Annotated in this window: 19 protein-coding genes; 1 reads left to right on the top strand and 18 read right to left on the bottom strand. The window is 42.6% G+C overall.

Annotation, left to right across the window (positions count from 1 at the left end; translation table 11 throughout):
• Positions 1-25 precede the first annotated feature (25 nt).
• From asnS to ACQ4XT_RS15160, 14 genes are all read right to left on the bottom strand, one after another.
• Positions 26-1,318, bottom strand: coding sequence for an asparagine--tRNA ligase (asnS, locus tag ACQ4XT_RS15225; protein ID WP_115823321.1), 1,293 nt, complete (start codon positions 1,316-1,318; stop codon positions 26-28).
• Positions 1,319-1,336: 18 nt separating this feature from the next.
• Positions 1,337-2,521 (bottom strand): pyridoxal phosphate-dependent aminotransferase, encoded by a 1,185-nt coding sequence (locus ACQ4XT_RS15220; protein ID WP_446854416.1) that lies wholly within the window; start codon positions 2,519-2,521, stop codon positions 1,337-1,339.
• A 15-nt stretch (positions 2,522-2,536) separates the two neighbouring features.
• Positions 2,537-3,070: a cell wall elongation regulator TseB-like domain-containing protein gene (locus ACQ4XT_RS15215; RefSeq protein WP_446854415.1), complete on the bottom strand. Its 534-nt coding sequence runs from the start codon at positions 3,068-3,070 to the stop codon at positions 2,537-2,539.
• Entirely contained in the window at positions 3,027-3,197 is a 171-nt protein-coding gene (locus ACQ4XT_RS15210) for a YpmA family protein (protein ID WP_226589742.1), read from the bottom strand. The genes ACQ4XT_RS15215 and ACQ4XT_RS15210 overlap by 44 nt, the downstream gene beginning before the upstream one ends.
• A 70-nt stretch (positions 3,198-3,267) precedes the next feature.
• On the bottom strand, positions 3,268-6,072 hold the full coding sequence (gene dinG / locus ACQ4XT_RS15205; protein WP_446854414.1) for an ATP-dependent DNA helicase DinG, 3'-5' exoribonuclease type: 2,805 nt from the start codon (positions 6,070-6,072) through the stop codon (positions 3,268-3,270).
• 83 nt (positions 6,073-6,155) lie between these two features.
• Positions 6,156-6,545: an aspartate 1-decarboxylase gene (gene panD / locus ACQ4XT_RS15200; RefSeq protein WP_446854413.1), complete on the bottom strand. Its 390-nt coding sequence runs from the start codon at positions 6,543-6,545 to the stop codon at positions 6,156-6,158.
• Positions 6,546-6,566: 21 nt separating this feature from the next.
• Positions 6,567-7,433 carry a pantoate--beta-alanine ligase gene (panC, locus tag ACQ4XT_RS15195; protein ID WP_446854412.1) on the bottom strand — a complete coding sequence of 289 codons (867 nt, stop codon included), beginning with the start codon at positions 7,431-7,433 and terminating at the stop codon, positions 6,567-6,569.
• 8 nt (positions 7,434-7,441) lie between these two features.
• Complete coding sequence (gene panB / locus ACQ4XT_RS15190) at positions 7,442-8,263, bottom strand: 3-methyl-2-oxobutanoate hydroxymethyltransferase (RefSeq protein WP_446854411.1); 822 nt, start codon at positions 8,261-8,263, stop codon at positions 7,442-7,444.
• Entirely contained in the window at positions 8,256-9,248 is a 993-nt protein-coding gene (locus tag ACQ4XT_RS15185; RefSeq protein ID WP_446854410.1) for a biotin--[acetyl-CoA-carboxylase] ligase, read from the bottom strand. The genes panB and ACQ4XT_RS15185 overlap by 8 nt, the downstream gene beginning before the upstream one ends.
• Positions 9,224-10,426 carry a CCA tRNA nucleotidyltransferase gene (locus ACQ4XT_RS15180; protein WP_446854409.1) on the bottom strand — a complete coding sequence of 401 codons (1,203 nt, stop codon included), beginning with the start codon at positions 10,424-10,426 and terminating at the stop codon, positions 9,224-9,226. Before ACQ4XT_RS15180 ends, ACQ4XT_RS15185 begins: the two co-directional genes overlap by 25 nt.
• Positions 10,419-11,546, bottom strand: coding sequence for an N-acetyl-alpha-D-glucosaminyl L-malate synthase BshA (bshA, locus tag ACQ4XT_RS15175; protein ID WP_446854408.1), 1,128 nt, complete (start codon positions 11,544-11,546; stop codon positions 10,419-10,421). The genes ACQ4XT_RS15180 and bshA overlap by 8 nt, the downstream gene beginning before the upstream one ends.
• 15 nt (positions 11,547-11,561) lie before the next feature.
• On the bottom strand, positions 11,562-11,966 hold the full coding sequence (gene mgsA, locus ACQ4XT_RS15170) for a methylglyoxal synthase (protein WP_446854407.1): 405 nt from the start codon (positions 11,964-11,966) through the stop codon (positions 11,562-11,564).
• Between the two features lie 16 nt (positions 11,967-11,982).
• Complete coding sequence (gene dapB / locus ACQ4XT_RS15165; RefSeq protein ID WP_446854406.1) at positions 11,983-12,783, bottom strand: 4-hydroxy-tetrahydrodipicolinate reductase; 801 nt, start codon at positions 12,781-12,783, stop codon at positions 11,983-11,985.
• The gene (locus tag ACQ4XT_RS15160; protein ID WP_446854405.1) at positions 12,776-13,117 is read right to left on the bottom strand and encodes a nucleotide pyrophosphohydrolase; all 342 of its coding nucleotides are present in this window, start codon (positions 13,115-13,117) and stop codon (positions 12,776-12,778) included. The genes dapB and ACQ4XT_RS15160 overlap by 8 nt, the downstream gene beginning before the upstream one ends.
• A 596-nt stretch (positions 13,118-13,713) precedes the next feature.
• On the opposite strand from ACQ4XT_RS15160, the gene ACQ4XT_RS15155 reads away from it, so the two are divergent.
• On the top strand, positions 13,714-14,586 hold the full coding sequence (locus tag ACQ4XT_RS15155) for a YitT family protein (RefSeq protein ID WP_446854404.1): 873 nt from the start codon (positions 13,714-13,716) through the stop codon (positions 14,584-14,586).
• A gap of 58 nt (positions 14,587-14,644) precedes the next feature.
• Here ACQ4XT_RS15155 and ACQ4XT_RS15150 read toward each other — a convergent pair whose 3' ends face one another.
• From ACQ4XT_RS15150 to ACQ4XT_RS15135, 4 genes are all read right to left on the bottom strand, one after another.
• Complete coding sequence (locus ACQ4XT_RS15150) at positions 14,645-15,319, bottom strand: zinc metallopeptidase (protein WP_226589773.1); 675 nt, start codon at positions 15,317-15,319, stop codon at positions 14,645-14,647.
• 63 nt (positions 15,320-15,382) lie between these two features.
• Positions 15,383-16,084 carry a hypothetical protein gene (locus tag ACQ4XT_RS15145; RefSeq protein WP_446854403.1) on the bottom strand — a complete coding sequence of 234 codons (702 nt, stop codon included), beginning with the start codon at positions 16,082-16,084 and terminating at the stop codon, positions 15,383-15,385.
• Between the two features lie 54 nt (positions 16,085-16,138).
• Complete coding sequence (gene lhaT, locus ACQ4XT_RS15140; RefSeq protein ID WP_446855698.1) at positions 16,139-16,714, bottom strand: lipoprotein heptaprenylglyceryl N-acetyltransferase LhaT; 576 nt, start codon at positions 16,712-16,714, stop codon at positions 16,139-16,141.
• A gap of 81 nt (positions 16,715-16,795) precedes the next feature.
• Entirely contained in the window at positions 16,796-17,812 is a 1,017-nt protein-coding gene (locus ACQ4XT_RS15135; RefSeq protein ID WP_446854402.1) for a c-type cytochrome, read from the bottom strand.
• Between the last annotated feature and the right edge of the window lie 21 nt (positions 17,813-17,833).

Below are 17,833 nucleotides of genomic sequence, written 5' to 3'. Positions count from 1 at the left end.
GTTCGTTCATCAGCATGATTGGTGATCACGGGTAAAGTCTATTCAATAGACGAGGGAATGGGATCGTCTCGCGAACGTGCTCCACTCCAGAAATCCAAGCTACGGTACGTTCAAGCCCCAACCCAAAGCCTGAGTGCGGGACACTTCCGTATTCACGTAATTGTAAATACCATTTGTAAGCATCTCCAGTGAGATCATGCTCTTCATACCTCTGCTGCATTAATTCTAGATCATCGATTCGCTGAGACCCACCGATGATTTCACCATACCCTTCAGGAGCGATCAAGTCTGCACATAAAACCACTTCAGGGCGCTCAGGATCCGGCTTCATGTAGAACGCTTTGATGTCAGCAGGATAATTTGTAATGAATACAGGCTTATCATAACTTTCAGCAATCGCTGTTTCATGCGGGGCTCCAAAATCTTCTCCCCATTCGATATCATCAAATCCTTTATCTTTCAAAAGTTGGATGGCATCATCATAACTAATGCGCGGGAATGGAGCCTGGATTTTTTCAAGTTTCTCTGTATCACGCCCGAGTGCATCAAGTTCAATCTTACAGTTCTTAAGAACCGATTGAACCACATGAGAAACATACTGTTCCTGGACTTGAAGACTGTCTTCATGGTCCATAAAGGCCATTTCAGGCTCAATCATCCAAAATTCAATCAAATGGCGGCGGGTTTTTGATTTCTCAGCACGGAATGTTGGTCCGAAACTGAATACACGTCCGAACGCCATCGCAGCAGCCTCCATATAAAGTTGACCACTTTGAGACAAGTAAGCATCTTCATCAAAATATTTCGTATGGAAAAGTTCTGTCGTTCCTTCTGCAGAAGATCCTGTAAGAATAGGAGGATCAATTTTCACATACCCATTGTCATTGAAAAATTCGTAAGTGGAGCGAATGATTTCATTTCGTACTTTCATGACGGCGTGCTGACGTTTAGATCGCAACCACAAATGGCGGTGATCCATCAGGAACTCTGGACCGTGTTCCTTTGGTGTAATCGGATAGTCGACCGCTTCATGAATGACTTCAAAATCTTTGACTTGCATTTCGTATCCAAGTGGAGAACGGGTATCTTCCACGATTACACCTGTCACATAAAGAGATGACTCCTGTGTTAAAGCTTTAGCATCCTGGAACTTATCTTCCCCGATTTCTGCTTTAACGACGATCCCTTGCATAAAACCTGTTCCATCACGAAGTTGCAAGAATGCAATTTTACCACTGGAGCGTTTGTTACTAAGCCAGGCTCCTAACGTTACTTCTTCTCCTACATATTTTGATACTTCAGATATCGTTGTTTTCACAATAAAACCTCCAAAAGCTTAAGATTGATATTTGTTTACAAATCGTTCGATTCGATCAGCTGCTTTCTCGAGCTGATCTAAAGATGTCGCGTAGGACAGGCGCACATTATCCGGGCTTCCAAACCCTGAACCTGGAACAAGCGCAACTTTTTCTTCATCTAATAGAGCTTTCACCCAAGCATCGACATCCTCAAAACCACCGTTCTCCACCGCTTCTTTCACGTTCGGGAAAAGATAGAATGCGCCGGATGGTTTCGCACAGTGCACACCGGGAATTTGTACCAGGCGTTTGTGAAGGACATCCAACCGTTCTTTAAATGCCTCTTTCATTTCGTCTACTTTTTCTTCAGAAGCTGTATAAGCAGCGAGTGCCGCGTACTGGGCAATGGTCGTCGGGTTTGATGTCGAGTGTGAAGCCATATTGGTCATCGCTTTAATCACCGTTTTATTCCCCGCAGCGAAACCGATTCTCCACCCTGTCATCGAATGAGATTTGGAAACTCCATTGATAATGATCGTTTGATCATACAGTTCTTCAGACAGCTCAGCTATGGAAACATGTTTTTCCTCTGTATAAATCAATTTTTCGTAAATTTCATCTGACACGATCAGGATGTCATGCTCAAGGCACACTTCTCCGAGCGCTTTTAATTCTGATTGCGAATACATCATACCTGTCGGGTTACTTGGCGAATTAATGATAACAGCTTTCGTTTTAGGTGTAATCGCTTCTTTCAGTTGCTGTGGTGTGAGCTTAAAATCATTGGATTCATCTGCTGAAACGATCACAGGCTTACCTTCAGCGAGCTTGATTTGTTCTGGATAACTGACCCAGTATGGAGCCGGAACGATGACTTCATCTCCCTTGTTCAGAAGAACCTGGAATAAAGTGAACAAAGCATGCTTCGCCCCTGTAGTAACAATGATTTGCTCATTCGTGTACGTTAAACCTTGATCACGGTTAAGTTTTGCTGTGATACTGTTTTTTAGCTCAGGAACTCCACCAGCTGGTGTATATTTCGTCATTCCTTCATCCATCGCACGCTTAGCAGCATCCAGAATATATGACGGGGTATTAAAGTCCGGCTCTCCTGCTCCTAATCCAATCACATCATGGCCTTCAGCCTTCAATGCTTTTGCTTTGGCTGTGATCGCCAATGTCGTTGATGGTGTTAAAGCTTTCACTCGTTGTGCTAATTCCATAATCGTTCACTCCTTTTACTCATTCTGTCTGAAAGCAAAGCGCTGATCAAACGCTTCACCTTGCAATGTGAAATAATCCAATACATAACGGTCCTGATCATCGATATAGGTCAATTGAAACACGGGTTCGTTTTCCTCAAAACCATATTGTATATCTTTGAATGTACAACTGGAGCACGTATTCTCCCACCGGGAACGCATCTCCTCCAAAGAAAGCGCTTCTTCTCCTAAAACCTCATCAAGGATCTTATTTTCCTTTATGTCTATAAATAAGATCGATGCTTCTTTGGACTCGTTCATTCCTTGGACGATATGGAACTCCCTTTTGCCATGGTATGTAGAAACATGGTTGACCGTAGCAAGGTCTCCTTGTTCCAGCGCAATCGTCTCTGCTTCAGTGTGACCTTCTTTACGGTCCTGATTCACATCTATATACACCCATAGGAAAAGGATAAAAGCTAGAATAAAAAGGGTTCCTGCTATGGCAAGGCTCCACTTCAACCAACTAGGTACGGTAAATGGTGAAGACTGCGGTCTCAGCATCGTCATCATCCAGTGCCAACCCAAACATCAGATTATTTTCTTTAAGTGTGCGGTTCAACGAATCGACAATTTTATAAAGATCGTCAGACTTTTGAATCCTGACCGTCGATAACGTTTCAATTTTATTTTCCATCGTTAAAAACCTCCATTGTGCGGGGTCCGCTTTATATTATAACAGGTACGTCCAATCCCGTGCGCTTAAGTCAGAGCCATTTTTCGATCTTATTGATCAATTGACGGGTGGACTCATAAGAAACAGGGACTTCCGGCAAGGAATTCAAGAAGTATTTCCCATATCGCGCCTCCATCAACCGCTGGTCACAAATAAACACGATTCCTCGATCGGAGCTGCTTCGGATCAACCTTCCAAAGCCTTGTTTGAATCGAATAATGGCATGAGGAAGGGATTTCTCCATAAAGGAATTTTTCCCTTCTTTCTGCAATCGTTCATTCCTTATCGATTGGATAGGCTGATCTGGTGGTTGAAAAGGCAATCGGACCATCATCAAACAGGATAAATCGTCTCCGGGTATATCCACCCCTTCCCAGAACGAACTCGTCCCGAGAAGAATAGCCTGGTCAAACGCTTGAAAGTTCTTTTTTAAACGATCCCTGCTTCCACTGGATACGCCTTGTGCGAAAACCATGAACTCTTCTGGGTCAATAAACTCTTTTAAAAGTGAGTAGGTTTGACGAAGCATTTCATAAGAAGTAAATAAAACGAGCATTCTTCCTTTTGTTACTTCCGCCACAGAATAAATCGCTTCACTGAGTGCTTCAACAAACGAGTCGGGGTCATTTTTAATATTTGGGAAATCATTCGGAACCATAAGCTGGACCTGCTCCTTAAACTGATAAGGAGACGGAATGACAGCTTCAATTGTATGAGTAAGGTCCTGCATCCCCAAGGATTTTCGAATGTAGTCGAAAGACCCCTCTGTTGTTAAGGTAGCACTCGTTAAAATAGCACTGCTCTTCCTTCTAAATAGTCGTTGTTCAAGAAGGTGAGCGACATCAAACGGTTCACTAAATAAGTAGATCGCGTTAACGGCCCCTTCTCCTTCAATTTCGACCCATTTCACTTCTTCTTCTCTTGTAAAATCAAAGTAATGAATCAGCTGAGAACGAATTTGGTGGCAGACATCGATTTGATTGTTCAATCGGGAGAGAAGTATTGGGATACTGTAGTCTTCTTTAACGGCAAGCTGCATTCTCAACTGTTCTTCCATTCTCCCCATATGGACAATCAACTTTTTGATCATAGCCAAAAAACGATGGGACATTTCTTTGGCTGTGTTAATAAATGCAGGCATTTCTCCTGACTTCAAAAGAAGCTGAGTACGTCCAATATCACTTTTCCCTTTACCTAGCCGCTTCTGTTTTTTGACACTTTGATAAATGTAACGTGAAAGATGGCTCAGCTCTTCCTTCGCCTCGTCAATGGATTGTTGACCTTTGATTAGATTGGTATAAAAATCTTCCTGTAAAGACCAGTCCTTGTAAAGATTCTTATGAAAGATCTCGCCAAATTGAGTCAAATGCCGTTGAAGTTCACGATAATTCATCCGCACCCCAAAGTACCGGCTAGCTACTGCTTCCAAATGATGGGCTTCATCAATAATCACGTGCTCATAATCTGGCAGTACAGATTCTTCTTTCATTATATCCATACACAGAAGAGCATGATTGGTAATGACAAGGTCTGCTTGAGCCGCTTTTTCTTGAGCCCATTGGAAAAAGCTATCATCCGTGAAACCAAGTCTAACGGTTTTGCTTGACTGTTCCGAAGATACTTTATGCCAAAACTGCCTTCCATTTGAAGGAAGTTGAATTTCATCAACGTCGCCCGTACGCGTTTTGGTTAACCAAACGAGAATCATGGCCTTTGTCAGTGCAATATCATAATTATCCTGGTACGATCTTTCAAGTTCATACTGAAAGTGTATCAAACTAATGTAATGAGCTTTCCCTTTATAGAGGACAGCTTTGATCGGACGGGGAAACATCCGCTCAACTTTTGGTATTTCATCCTCAAGTAATTGTTTTTGAAGGCTCGTTGTGTGAGTAGAAATGACAACTCGTTTACCACTTTCCATAGCTTGGAAAGCAGCGGAAAGTAGATAAGCAACTGACTTGCCTGTTCCAGCACCTGCTTCTACTATTGCATGTTTGTTCTCTTCCAGCGCTTGCTTGACCCTAGTCGTCATGTCCTGTTGGCCTTTGCGGATTTCATAATCAGGAAGCAGGCTTTCAAGACCATTTTCCCCTTCAAACACTTGTGTTTTCCACGTGTCGAACGGTGGGAGTTGTACGGATTTAGAAGAACGGTCAGGCACTTGTTTCCGCACAGCGATTCCGTGCTTCAACATCACATCATCGGATTCACTATCACTCCCATACCGCTTTTCCTCCAAATACTTGAGAAAGAACTCTCTGAAATCACTTTTCAATTTCCCTTCGATCTTCAGGAGATGATGCAATGTACGCTCTGGGAGACGCTGAAGTTCTTTCAATAAATAAAGGAGTAAATCAGCAGTGACTTGAGCGTCTGATAATGCTCGGTGTGGTCGATCATGCCCCATCTCTAACCGTTCGGCCAGCTGCCCTAGCTTGAAAGTAGGAGAAGTCGGCATCAGAATGCGTGCGAATTCTACGGTATCAATAATCGGATTATGTAAAGGTTGATAACCGCACCGTGCCAATTCGTCATTTAGAAATCCAAGATCGAATTCGATATTATGCGCCACAATATAAGCATGCTGAAAAAGAGGATAAACATCCTCGACAATTTCAGAGAAAAGCGGCGCATCTAAAACATCGTCATTTTCAATTCCGGTTAATGACCGGATAAACGGAGGAATCTCTTTTTCAGGATAAACAAGGGAAGAAAACTCTTCCACGATGGTTCCATTTTCCTCCATAACAACGACACCGATTTCTATGATGCGATCCCCTTTAGAAGCCGCATTTCCTGTTGTCTCTAAATCCACTATTGCAAATCTGTTCATGTTCATCCCTACTTTCACAACAAAAAGGAAGGACCTTGCCTAAGACCGTGGCATAGATCCTTTCTTCACTCGCTAGTCATTTCTTATAATGGCAATGCTTGTAAAGGTGGTTCTTCCTCGATGATTTGCTCGACTTTATTGTTCTCATCCATCAGGGCAATCTTTGGTCGAAACTCTTCCAGTTCCTCTTCATTAAGCATCGCATAGGAAACAATAATGATAATATCATCAGGCTGAACGCGGCGGGCCGCTGCACCATTCAGGCAGATGACCCCACTGCCACGCTCACCTGCGATCACGTAGGTCTCAAGCCGTTCGCCATTATTATTGTTCACAATCTGCACTTTTTCATGGGGAAGTATCCCGACTTGATCAAGCAAATCCTGATCGATCGTCACACTCCCAACATAGTTCAAATTCGCTTCCGTTACGCGTGCACGGTGTATTTTTGCTTTCATCATTGTACGTAACATATGAAATGGCCTCCTTGCCGATCACCCATATATGACATGTCCTTCTTGATCAAATACGACATTATCAATCAACCTCACATGGTCATAAAATACAGCCGCAGCGAGAATCACAGGACGATCAATCTTCTCTATAGATTCTAACTCAGGATAAGATAATAATTCAATATAATCTATTTTACCACGAGTTTTCTCTTCAAGAAACTTCTCTGTCGCCTCAACAATCAATTCTTTTGACTTTTGACCTTCGAAAACAAGTTCCCTTCCATACTGCAGTGCTTCCTGTATAGAAGGAGCCTCTTGTCGCTCTTCATCGGAGAGACGGACATTTCTACTACTTTTCGCAAGACCGTCTCCCTCCCGTACCGTAGGGACAGGGATGAGATGGACAGGCATATTATAATCTTTGATTAAGGCATCTACGACAGCTACTTGTTGTGCATCTTTCATTCCGAAATAGACATTATCAGGTCTCGTGATATTGAAAAGCTTCGTGAGCACAGTAACAACACCATCAAAATGCCCTGGACGACTCTTTCCACACAAGACATTCGTCCGTTTGTTAACTGTCATATTCACGGATAATGATTGGGGATACATCGTTTCATTTGTGGGAAGAAAAACAAGATCGACACCGTTTTCTTCTGCTGCGTTACGATCATGTTCCTCATCACGAGGATATGTATCCAGATCTTCTCCTTCCCCAAACTGAAGCGGGTTTACAAAAATGCTGAGTACCACTTTGTCATTTTCCTTCTTCGCTTCCTGAATTAGGCGGATATGGCCTTCATGAAGGTAGCCCATCGTAGGGACGAATCCGATGGTCTCCCCATTCTTTCTCCATTCGGAAATCAATGTGTTTACAAGATCAATTTCTCTTAATACTTTCATTTATCTCCTTACTCCTCCGGCAATTCATTAAGGTTCATAGTAAATGTATGGGATTCTTCCGGAAAAGCTTTCATCTTCACTTCTTTCACATAAGATTGTACTGCTTCTCCTAAAAGATGGTTGCTGTCGATATAAGGTTTTACAAACTTCGGCAATCGATCAACCCCATATTTGAGAATATCGTGGTAGACGAGAACCTGACCATCACACTCTGCGCCGGCACCGATCCCAATCGTAGGGATAGACAAGCGGTTCGTGATTATCTCTGCCAACTGTCTGGGAACGCACTCAAGTACGAGAGCCATTGCCCCGGCTGCTTCGATTTCAAGCGCTTCTTCGATGAGTTTTTCTGCGGATTGATGGTCTTTACCTTGAACCTTGTAGCCTCCAAGAACATTGACGGACTGCGGAGTTAAACCTATATGGCCAACGACAGGAATTCCGGCATGAACAAGCTTTTTCATTGCTTCAGAGACCTCGCCACTTCCTTCAAGCTTCAATGCCTGGGCTCCTGTTTCCTGATAGAGTCTACGAGCATTCTTCAATGTGTCCTCTGTGGATATATGATAAGACATAAAGGGCATATCAATCACTTTAAATGTGTCAGGAGCACCACGGTAGACAGCTTTTCCATGATGAATCATATCTTCCATGGTTACCGGAATTGTTGAGTCATAACCTAGTACCGTCATTCCCAAGCTGTCGCCGATCAGAATCATATCAACATCCGCTTCTTCAGACATTTTCGCTGATGGATAATCATAACTTGTGATCATGACGATTTTTTCTTCCTCATGCTTCATACGCAGGAACTGTGCCTTATTACGCATGGTATCCTCCCTCTCCCCAGTGAATTTCCGCTGAATACAGTTTCTCTTCCTCTCCGTCTTTGCTTCTCGCACGCAAAGCTCCATCTGGCTCGATCCCGATGAGAGTCGCCTGCCAGGTTTTTCTCATGGTAGATATGGTGACCTCTTCGCCTATTTTGTAACCGAAATGCTCCCAATCCTTTTTCACGGATGCAAACCCATGAGTTTCAAACCGTTCATAGGTTTCTTCAAAAAGACGCAAGATGTGTTGGACCGTTTGTTGAATATTCCAATGCTGGCCAGATTCGACTTTAAGGGAAGACGCTTTGTATTTAATATCCTCAGGGATTTCACGATCTTCTTGATTTACATTCATTCCCATACCCAGAACAATATATTGAATCGTATCCTGCTCTGCTTGCATTTCTGTAAGAATGCCTGACACTTTCTTATGATTGATCAATAAATCATTCGGCCATTTGATTTGCGGGACCAACGATGATCTTTCTGCAACCATCCTTGCTAATACGGTTGCGGCCAGAAGAGTGATTTGAGGTGCTTGCACAGGAGGTAGATTCGGACGTAAGAGGACACTCATCCATATCCCTTTTCCTTTCGGTGAATCCCAATTCCTCGACATTCTTCCCTTCCCTTTCACTTGCTCATCTGCGATGACCACAGTTCCATGGGGTTTTCCCTGTTTAGCTAATTGATGTACAATTTCCTGGGTGGATTCCACCTGGTCGTAATGATGCAATTCATGACCAATCCACTTGGTATCCAACCCCCACCTGAGAGTGTTCTCACTGATCTTATCAGGGGAAGATATTATTTTGTAACCCTTCCGCTGGACGGCTTCAATTTCATATCCGTCTTTTTTCAATTCGTTCATGTGCTTCCAAACCGCTGTCCTTGATATTCCCAGCTGTTCAGAAAGTTCCTGACCTGAAATATGACCTTCTCCGTTATTCAGTAACTCGATTAGTTCCTTGCGGGTGGATTCCATTCCCTCACCCACTCCTTTATTTTTTCATAATCATTTTCTATTTCCCCGGTGACCACATGCTGTTCAATCTTGTCCATCCACTCTGAGATCCATGGACCTTTCGGCAGGTCTGCGAACAATTGCAAAAGGTCTCTAGCTTGGAACGAGAGCTCCTTCTTACTGTGAATAGGCAGCTGTTTTTTCTTCTCAATCAAAATTTCATCCGAAATCTTACCTACTCGATCCAAAGCTGAGGCCAATCTAGAGAAAGACGGGAAGAGTTCTTCATTCAAATGGTAGACAAGTGATGCTGTCACATTCTTTTCGTTTTCATACTTTCTATAGGCGTGTACCAACTGTTCTGTTTTCTTCTTTGTATCCTTTGAAAGTTTCCATGACTTCATGAAATTTTCTGCAGATAGATGTGGGTATTGCAGCACATAAAAAGCAACGATTTCGTGCCACCCTAATAGAGGAGAATACGGAACATTCCTATGAATGTCCAAGTCTTTAAGAATTGGCAGGTGATTCTTTAACCCTGTCGACTGCAGAAGATGCAAGCCTAAAGCATAATCCGAGCCTCCGAAAATTTTCTCCATTTCCACTGCAATTCTTTCAATGGAAATGTGTTGAAGTAATGGAGACAAGTGATTCAGGGCTTCTTCGGTCCTCTTTTCAATCTTAAATGAAAGTTGACTGGCGAACCTGACCGCTCTCATCATTCGTAATGGATCTTCGTGAAAACGCTCAGACGGCTCCCCGACAGCTTCAATCCTCTTATTCCGAATGGCACCATGTCCGCGGTAAGGATCAATAAGCTTTCCTTCCCTGCTCATGGCGATTGCATTGGTCGTAAAATCTCTCCGAGCCAGGTCAAGAGTGATATCCTGTACGAAAGTCACCTCATCTGGGTGGCGATAATCTTCATAGCCTTCTTCCACCCGATACGTTGTCACCTCATAAGAAACAGAACGATGGCGCACGATTACCGTCCCGTGTTCGATTCCTACAGGGATCACTTTATCAAAAATTTCCTGAATCCGCTCAGGCGTTTCCGATGTCGCAATATCGATGTCATTGACCGGCCTGCCGCTTAAATAATCACGCACAGCACCACCGACAATATAGGCTTCACCACCGGCTTCTTCAATCTTTTGGATCACTTCAAAAGCATGTTCAAATACTTCGTGACTACTCATAGTTCAAGACCTGTTCATATAAAGTTTCATACTGTCTAAGGATTGTATTCGTTGCAAATTTGTCATGAACAACTCTTTTAGATTGTTCAGCCATCGTTTGATGCAGATCCTTATCCTCTAATAACTTTGTAGCGAAGTAAGAAATCTGTTCGACATTTCCAAGTTCTGCGATAAAACCGGTTTCCCCATGATCAATGACCTCTGGAATTCCTCCGATATTTGTTCCGATACAGGGCACACCACAAGCCATAGCTTCAAGCAGGACAAGTCCAAAGCTCTCTTTTTCAGATAACAATAACTTCAGATCTGAAATCGAAAGCAACTCACTTACATTTTCCTGCTTCCCTAAGAAGAGGACATGGTCTTCTAAACCCAGCTGTTGGACAAGTTGGTGACATTCTGAATATTCCGGACCATCTCCGACAAGCAGCAGCTTCGCTGGCATCTGCTCTGCGACAGCTGCAAAGGTTTTAATAACATCCGTTACTCTTTTCACTCTACGAAAGTTAGATATATGGATGAGTACCGCGTCTTCTTCCTGAATCCCATAGTGTTCTTTCAAACGTTGATCTTCTCTACGATAATACTCCCTTTCATCTACAAAGTTATAGATGACGTCAATATACCGGTCTGTATGTAACATCTCCTTCGTCTGATCAACCAGGCTTTGCGAGACAGCTGTAACTCTGTCTGACTGTTCAATTCCAAACCGAATCATTTGTTTAAGGCTGGAATCAATACCTAGAACGGTAATATCTGTACCGTGAAGGGTCGTAATAATTTTCACATCACGTTCACACATTTGTTTGGCTAAAATCGCACAAATGGCATGCGGCATCGCATAATGGACATGAAGAATATCCAATTCCTCTCTATTAATTACATCGGCCATTTTAGCTGCTAGAGCTAAGTCATAAGGAGGGTGCTGGAAGACTGGATAATTGCTGACTTCCACTTCATGATAATATATATTCGGATATACACGGTTCAGACGAAAGGGCACTTGAGAAGCAACAAAATGGATTTCATGCCCCTTTTCTGCCAGCAGCTTCCCAAGCTCTGTAGCAATGACACCTGATCCCCCTACGGTGGGGTAACAAGTGATACCTATTTTAGCCATAATCGATCACTCCTGTTATCTGTTCATTTCAATGATGCCTTTCCAATCAAAGTCTTCATGATCCAAAGCTTGAATCATGATATCTGCCATCGCTTGGTTAGTCGCTACCGGAATTTGATGAACATCACATAACCTCAGCAGTGCGCTAATATCTGGCTCATGAGGTTGTGCTGTTAGCGGATCACGGAAAAAGACAACCATATGCATCTCTTCACTTGCTATTTTTGCACCGATTTGTTGATCCCCACCGAGCGGCCCGGATTGAAACCTTGTCACCTTCAAATCTGCTTCGTCTGAGATCCTCATTCCTGTTGTCCCTGTAGCAAACAATTGATGCTTCGATAAGATGGAATGATATTTTTTCGCAAAACGAATGATATCTTCTTTCTTTTTATCGTGCGCAATCAATGCAATTTTCATGGTAAACCTCTCCTTGTTAGTCAAGTATGTGTTCAAGACCATATACGAGGACGTCAAGTTCCATCACACGCTCTGCAGCAAGTTTCACTCCGCTCATAAATGATTCACGATGAATGGAGTCATGTTTAACGGTCAATGTCTCCCCATGTCCACCGAAAATGACTTCCTGATGCGCCACAAGCCCCGGAAGTCTCATACTATGAATTTTCATTCCATCTACATCAGCCCCACGTGCGCCCTCAAGGGTCTCTGTTTCTGATTCATGTCCTTGTTTGTGAGGATCGCGTACCTCTTTAATTAATTCAGCGGTTTTAAGCGCGGTTCCTGAAGGAGCATCAAGCTTTTGGTCATGATGCTTTTCGATGATTTCCACTTCTGGGAAATGCTTGGCTGCCCATTTTGAAAATTGCATCATGAGGACTGCGCCAATCGCGAAATTAGGAGCAATGATTGTCCCGATTCCTCTTTCGGATGCGAGGTTAGTCAACTCGGAAAGTTCATCTTCTGAAAAGCCTGTGGTACCAACGACAGGTCGGACTCCGTTTTCAATAGCGAGCTTGGTATGTTTGTACCCATTCTCAGGTGTGGTCAGATCAATGAGAACATCAGCTTCCACTTCACTGAGACATTTTGCAGCATCCGTATAAATGACCGCTTCCATATCAGGAAAACCATCCAGTTCTTTCACAGTCATTCCTTCGTGTTTCCGATCTATACAGGCCACCAGTGAAAGAGTGGACTGGTTATGAATCATTTTTAATGCTTCTTTGCCCATTTTACCACGGGGGCCTGCGACAATCACTTTAATATTACTCACTTTTCATTCCTCCTTCTTTCCTTGTCCAGCGATCTTTATCCCTCGTCTCAATTTTACTCATGGATTGTTCAAAAGCATCAGAGAGGTCGATGTTCAAGGAATTTGCAAAACATGTAAGTACGAAAATAACATCGCCAAGCTCCTCTTCAAGAGCTTTATCTTCTTCTGTACTCTTTTTTGGTTTTTCCCCATACCGGTGGTTTATTTCCCTTGCCATCTCTCCGACTTCTTCTGTCAATCGTGCCTGAAGACTAAGGGGAGAAAAATAACCTTCTTTAAATTGAGATATGTAATCATCTACTCTTTGTTGGATATCTTTTGTCGTGTAATTCATGCTAAACCCTCGTTTCTTTAAGGACTCTCTCTAAATGTTAGCCAAAAGGCCGCCATTTGACAAATTTTTTAGTTTGAGCCGGTAAAATTTATTTTTATATAAAAGCTCCCGTTTGTTGAAGACTCAGTTTCGAGACTTTTGTTGAGTGGATAGGGCGGAGGGGAAGAAATTCTCGAAACTACTTTCCAGCAATAGGAGCTTTTATGGTTGAGAAGCCTATGTCAACGCGGTTTAAGCAGGATTTATAACAGTTTTAGGCAAGGTAATATAAGAGGGATTTCGAGAACCTCATATGGCAAAGGGGCGGAGGGAAACGGTGAGACTCCTGTGGGAAGTGCGTGGTAGATGAGACCCCGCAGAGCGTTAGCTCGAGGAGGCTCATCACTCGCCCACGGAAAGCGAACCTTTTCCCGGAGCCCCTAAATCCACACAAACATCTCGAAATCAAGTCTTCCACAATCCTGCCATATAGTTCAATAACTTCCTTTTCAATTAATATCAGGGTAATAAAAGCCAATATATAAAAAGATGTTATTGCCGCTTTCACTTGAATTATCTATAATTGAAATCGTGTGACAACTATTGGAGGTGTACATATGAAAATATTCGGATTACGCGTGAAAAATATCATATGGATTTTAATCGGATCCGCTATCTTCTCTTTCGGACTCGTCCACTTCAACATTCAAAATGAATTAGGAGAAGGCGGCTTTACAGGTATTACATTGCTGCTATTATACTTATTCCAGTGGGACCCTGCCCTTATGAATATTGTGCTCAATATTCCGGTCCTCATCATCGGATGGAAGATTCTTGGGCGTACTACATTCTTTTATTCCTTAATTGGTATCTTAGCCGTTTCCGTTTTCATTTCCGTTTCTCAAAACTATATGATTGAATTTAACCTGTCTGATGATCTTACATTGGCTGCGTTGTTTGCAGGTGTATTCATAGGTGTAGGACTTGGCATTATTTTTCGGTACGGGGGGACCACAGGCGGAGTCGATATCATCGCACGTCTTGTCAACAAATACCTTGGCTGGAGTATGGGAAGAGCCATGTTCCTCTTTGATGCCCTTGTCATTTTTGTATCCATTATCACATACCTTGAGTACACAAGAGGTATGTACACTCTTGTAGCTGTTTTTGTCGGAGCAAGAGTCATAGACTTCATACAAGAAGGAGCGTACGCGGCGAGAGGTACAACCATTATTTCTGAGAAAAGTGAAGAAATCTCAAGGCGCGTGATGGAAGAGATGGATAGAGGTGTAACCGTGCTAGAAGGAAGAGGTTCCTTTTCTGGTTCGAAGAGGGATGTTCTTTATTGCGTCATCGGTAAAAATGAAATTGTCAGACTAAAGTCAATTATCGATCATATTGACCCCCATGCATTTGTTGCTGTAAGTCATGTACATGATGTGATGGGCGAAGGCTTTACTCTTGATGAAAACAAAAACCCTATCGATTAGATGATAATAAAAAGATCTAAAAAAACCGATCCTTTTAACAAGGATCGGTTTTTCTAATTTATTCTTCATTCATACCTACGAACATGAATACAAAACGCAGCAACTCAGCAAGTGCAACAAGAGCACCAGCGACGTAAGTCATCGCCGCAGCGTTCAATACTTTCTTCGTCTTGCGCTCTTCATCGTTTCTGATGACTCCAGTTGATACCAACTGGCTCATCGCGCGGTTTGATGCATCAAACTCTACAGGTAAAGTGATCAATTGGAATAACACAGCAGCCGCAAAGAATACAATTCCTGCTAAGGCAAGTCCAGCCATCCCAAGAAGAAATCCACCGATAATAAGGAAGATGGAAATGTTAGAACCGAAACTTGCAACGGGAACAAGTGCACTGCGGAAGCGTAAGAATGCATAATCTTGTGCATCTTGAATCGCGTGACCGACTTCGTGTGCGGCTACAGCTGCTCCTGCTGTTGACCGGCCATGGTAAATATCAGTTGAAAGACGGATCACTTTCGAACGAGGGTCATAATGATCGGTTAAATGCCCGCGAACTTCTTCTACAGCAACATTGTATAATCCATTGTCATCAAGAATTTTTCTAGCTACCTCAGCTCCTGACATGGCTGAGGATGTCGGAACTTTTGAATATTTTTTGTAGGTGCTTTTCACCTTTGACTGCGCCCACAGTGGAATAATCAATATCAGCGCAAAGTATAGGATAAAACTCATCTTTCATTCCTCCATCTTGGATGTGAGTATATAGGTCAATTTTAGTCAAAAAATCATGAAAAATCAACTATGACCACTCTTCATTGTGTGTCTATTTTTCGAACTTTCTCTATAATTGATCGCCCCAACATAAAGTAACGTCACTAATATAGCCCCGCCTATGAAAATGGCTGTCGACAGGAAAGTATTCCAGTCTTGCTGGTATTGTCCTTTAACGAGTTCTGTAATTTTCCCACTGAAATTTTCCCTGCCATTAATTGAGTCAATAATCGCTAATTCATGTAGCGCTTGATCTACTTCGTTCACTTTGACCACGTCTACATAATTAGTGACTACTGGACGTATCAAATTCCACTCCTCCTGTATATCTTCAAGAGAAACAGAAGTTACTGATGTGTTTGAAAAATGCTCCAGTTTTTCTGCTATGACAGGGTAAGGATTATTGGATGAACTAACTTCCAGAAAAGTAATGAGACCCTCTTCCCACCTGGTTTCTTTAAAATCATCTGTAGAACTATAGATATCCAGTTGTATCCATGCTTCTTTATGATCATCCGATAGGGTTTGAACATATTGTTCCATTTCTGCATACTTACTATTCCACAGTCGCTCAGCAAGCTCAAACTTCCCATCAGCAGCCAACCGACGATATTGTGTTGCAAAAGCTTCCCAATCAGGAGATTCCTCCGACCATGAATGCGTAAGACCGGATGGTACGAGTGTGAAAATAAGGGAACAAATGAACACCAAAATAACACGTCCCATTTCACTTCTCCCCTCTCACAAGTATTATTTCATCTTATGAAAAGGAAAGGCGATTTAGACTTGGGATTTTCTCTTTACACATAAGACATAGGCACATAGTATACATGCGATACTAAGCCAAAATGTAAAATATCCGATTTCATCCATATACTCAACAATAGCTGGATAGACAGGCATTTGACCGAAAACGTAATCAATTACATCATTGTGAAGCGTCCATATACCGGCAAAGACAATATGTCTCATTTCTATTTTATAAAACGGGGCATACAAAAGACCTTGTACTGCCATCGCTCCATGTGAAAAAACTAACATATAGCCGGTCCATGGAAGCGATCCATACTCTAATAAAGTCAAACCATTCATAACAACTGCCCATAATCCATATTTTAACAGCGTGATGATGGCGAGTGCTTCTATGTAAGGAATGTTTTTACCAAAAATATAAAATCCAAGGAATATAGTAAAGAACAAGCTGGCTGTAGGGCTGTCAGGAACAAACAATAGAAAGATCGGTTCGGTCACAGAGAGCTGTGGTTCATACCATATGTATCCATAAATAGTACCAAATAAATTAATAAAAAAAAGCATGATTAAAAAAGATCGGTTCTTGAGTATATAGGTGATCATTTGTTTCATGTTACCTTGTACCTCCAATACAAATGTAGCCGCGCTTTTTAAAAGCGCGGCTACATTGAATTAAGTATCTAATTACTCTTCAGATCCAGAACCTTCTGAATCACTAGAACCTTCTTCTGAAGATCCTTCGCTAGTAGAACCTTCCTCAGATCCACCTTCGGATCCTTGCTCAGAAGAACCTTCTTCAGAGATTCCTTCAGATCCTTCACCGGAGGAACCTTCTTCAGACCCGCCTTCGGATCCTTCCTCAGAAGAACCTTCTTCAGAGTTTCCTTCAGATCCTTCACCAGAAGACTCTCCACCTTCGCCACCAGCTTCACCGCCGCCAGCTTGAACGACGAATTCAGCAAGTTGCTGAAGCTCTTCATCACTACCGCCAAAAATACCAGCAGGCATTTCACCGACACCATTAACTGCAATATCTTTGACTTGATCAACAGTCAATTCAGCATCGATTAAGGATGGGTAGTTCCCTTGTCCTTGCAAGGCATCCCCATGACAGCTCAAGCAGTTTGCTTCATAAACCGCATAACCAGGATGCTCTTTATCGATCGTTGATTCAACCGCTTCCACGTTGACTCCGTACTTTTCCGCACGCATTTCATAATCAGCATGAGAAACAGACTCATATGTCAACCAGAAAGTTGCGATAAAGCCTAAAATCATCAATCCAACAGCAATCGGACGCTTTTGAGGGCGACGTTCTGGACCACGATCCAGGAATGGCGCAAGCAGCAAAGCACCGAAAGCTAGTCCTGGCATAACGATAGCACCAAGAACAATGTAATCTCCACCTGCGAATTGATATTTTAGAAATTGGTACAAGAATAAGAAATACCAGTCCGGCAATGGAATATAACCGGCGTTGTTTGGATCCGCCTGTTGCTCAAGTGGTGATGGGTGAGCAGCAGTCAAAATAAGAAATCCGATTAAGAAGACAGATCCTACGAGCCATTCCTTCAACAGGAAGTTAGGCCAGAAGGCTTCTGTACGGCCTGGGTATTCCGAATAGTCTTTTGGTAAGTTGGCTTTTCGTTCTGCCGTGATTCGTGAATCACCGACGAACTTCATCCCTTTTCCCCTATGCACAGCTTTCCCTCCTTTTTAACG

This window comes from Halobacillus sp. 12SKB, from assembly GCF_052941655.1.
Note: the sequence above shows the minus strand (reverse complement) of the source record. Positions and strands in the feature narration are given on the sequence as shown.

Bases quoted from the DNA above. Each gene is read 5' to 3' on its own strand.
- panB (WP_446854411.1), bottom strand. From the start codon at position 8,263: ATGCGTAATAAGGCACAGTTCCTGCGTATGAAGCATGAGGAAGAAAAA.
- ACQ4XT_RS15220 (WP_446854416.1), bottom strand. From the start codon at position 2,521: ATGGAATTAGCACAACGAGTGAAAGCTTTAACACCATCAACGACATTG.
- ACQ4XT_RS15185 (WP_446854410.1), bottom strand. From the start codon at position 9,248: ATGGAATCCACCCGCAAGGAACTAATCGAGTTACTGAATAACGGAGAA.
- ACQ4XT_RS15180 (WP_446854409.1), bottom strand. From the start codon at position 10,426: ATGAGTAGTCACGAAGTATTTGAACATGCTTTTGAAGTGATCCAAAAG.
- dinG (WP_446854414.1), bottom strand. From the start codon at position 6,072: ATGAACAGATTTGCAATAGTGGATTTAGAGACAACAGGAAATGCGGCT.
- mgsA (WP_446854407.1), bottom strand. From the start codon at position 11,966: ATGAAAATTGCATTGATTGCGCACGATAAAAAGAAAGAAGATATCATT.
- ACQ4XT_RS15155 (WP_446854404.1), top strand. From the start codon at position 13,714: ATGAAAATATTCGGATTACGCGTGAAAAATATCATATGGATTTTAATC.
- ACQ4XT_RS15145 (WP_446854403.1), bottom strand. From the start codon at position 16,084: ATGGGACGTGTTATTTTGGTGTTCATTTGTTCCCTTATTTTCACACTC.
- ACQ4XT_RS15215 (WP_446854415.1), bottom strand. From the start codon at position 3,070: ATGACGATGCTGAGACCGCAGTCTTCACCATTTACCGTACCTAGTTGG.
- ACQ4XT_RS15210 (WP_226589742.1), bottom strand. From the start codon at position 3,197: ATGGAAAATAAAATTGAAACGTTATCGACGGTCAGGATTCAAAAGTCT.
- bshA (WP_446854408.1), bottom strand. From the start codon at position 11,546: ATGGCTAAAATAGGTATCACTTGTTACCCCACCGTAGGGGGATCAGGT.
- ACQ4XT_RS15160 (WP_446854405.1), bottom strand. From the start codon at position 13,117: ATGAATTACACGACAAAAGATATCCAACAAAGAGTAGATGATTACATA.
- panC (WP_446854412.1), bottom strand. From the start codon at position 7,433: ATGAAAGTATTAAGAGAAATTGATCTTGTAAACACATTGATTTCCGAA.
- ACQ4XT_RS15150 (WP_226589773.1), bottom strand. From the start codon at position 15,319: ATGAGTTTTATCCTATACTTTGCGCTGATATTGATTATTCCACTGTGG.
- panD (WP_446854413.1), bottom strand. From the start codon at position 6,545: ATGTTACGTACAATGATGAAAGCAAAAATACACCGTGCACGCGTAACG.
- lhaT (WP_446855698.1), bottom strand. From the start codon at position 16,714: ATGATCACCTATATACTCAAGAACCGATCTTTTTTAATCATGCTTTTT.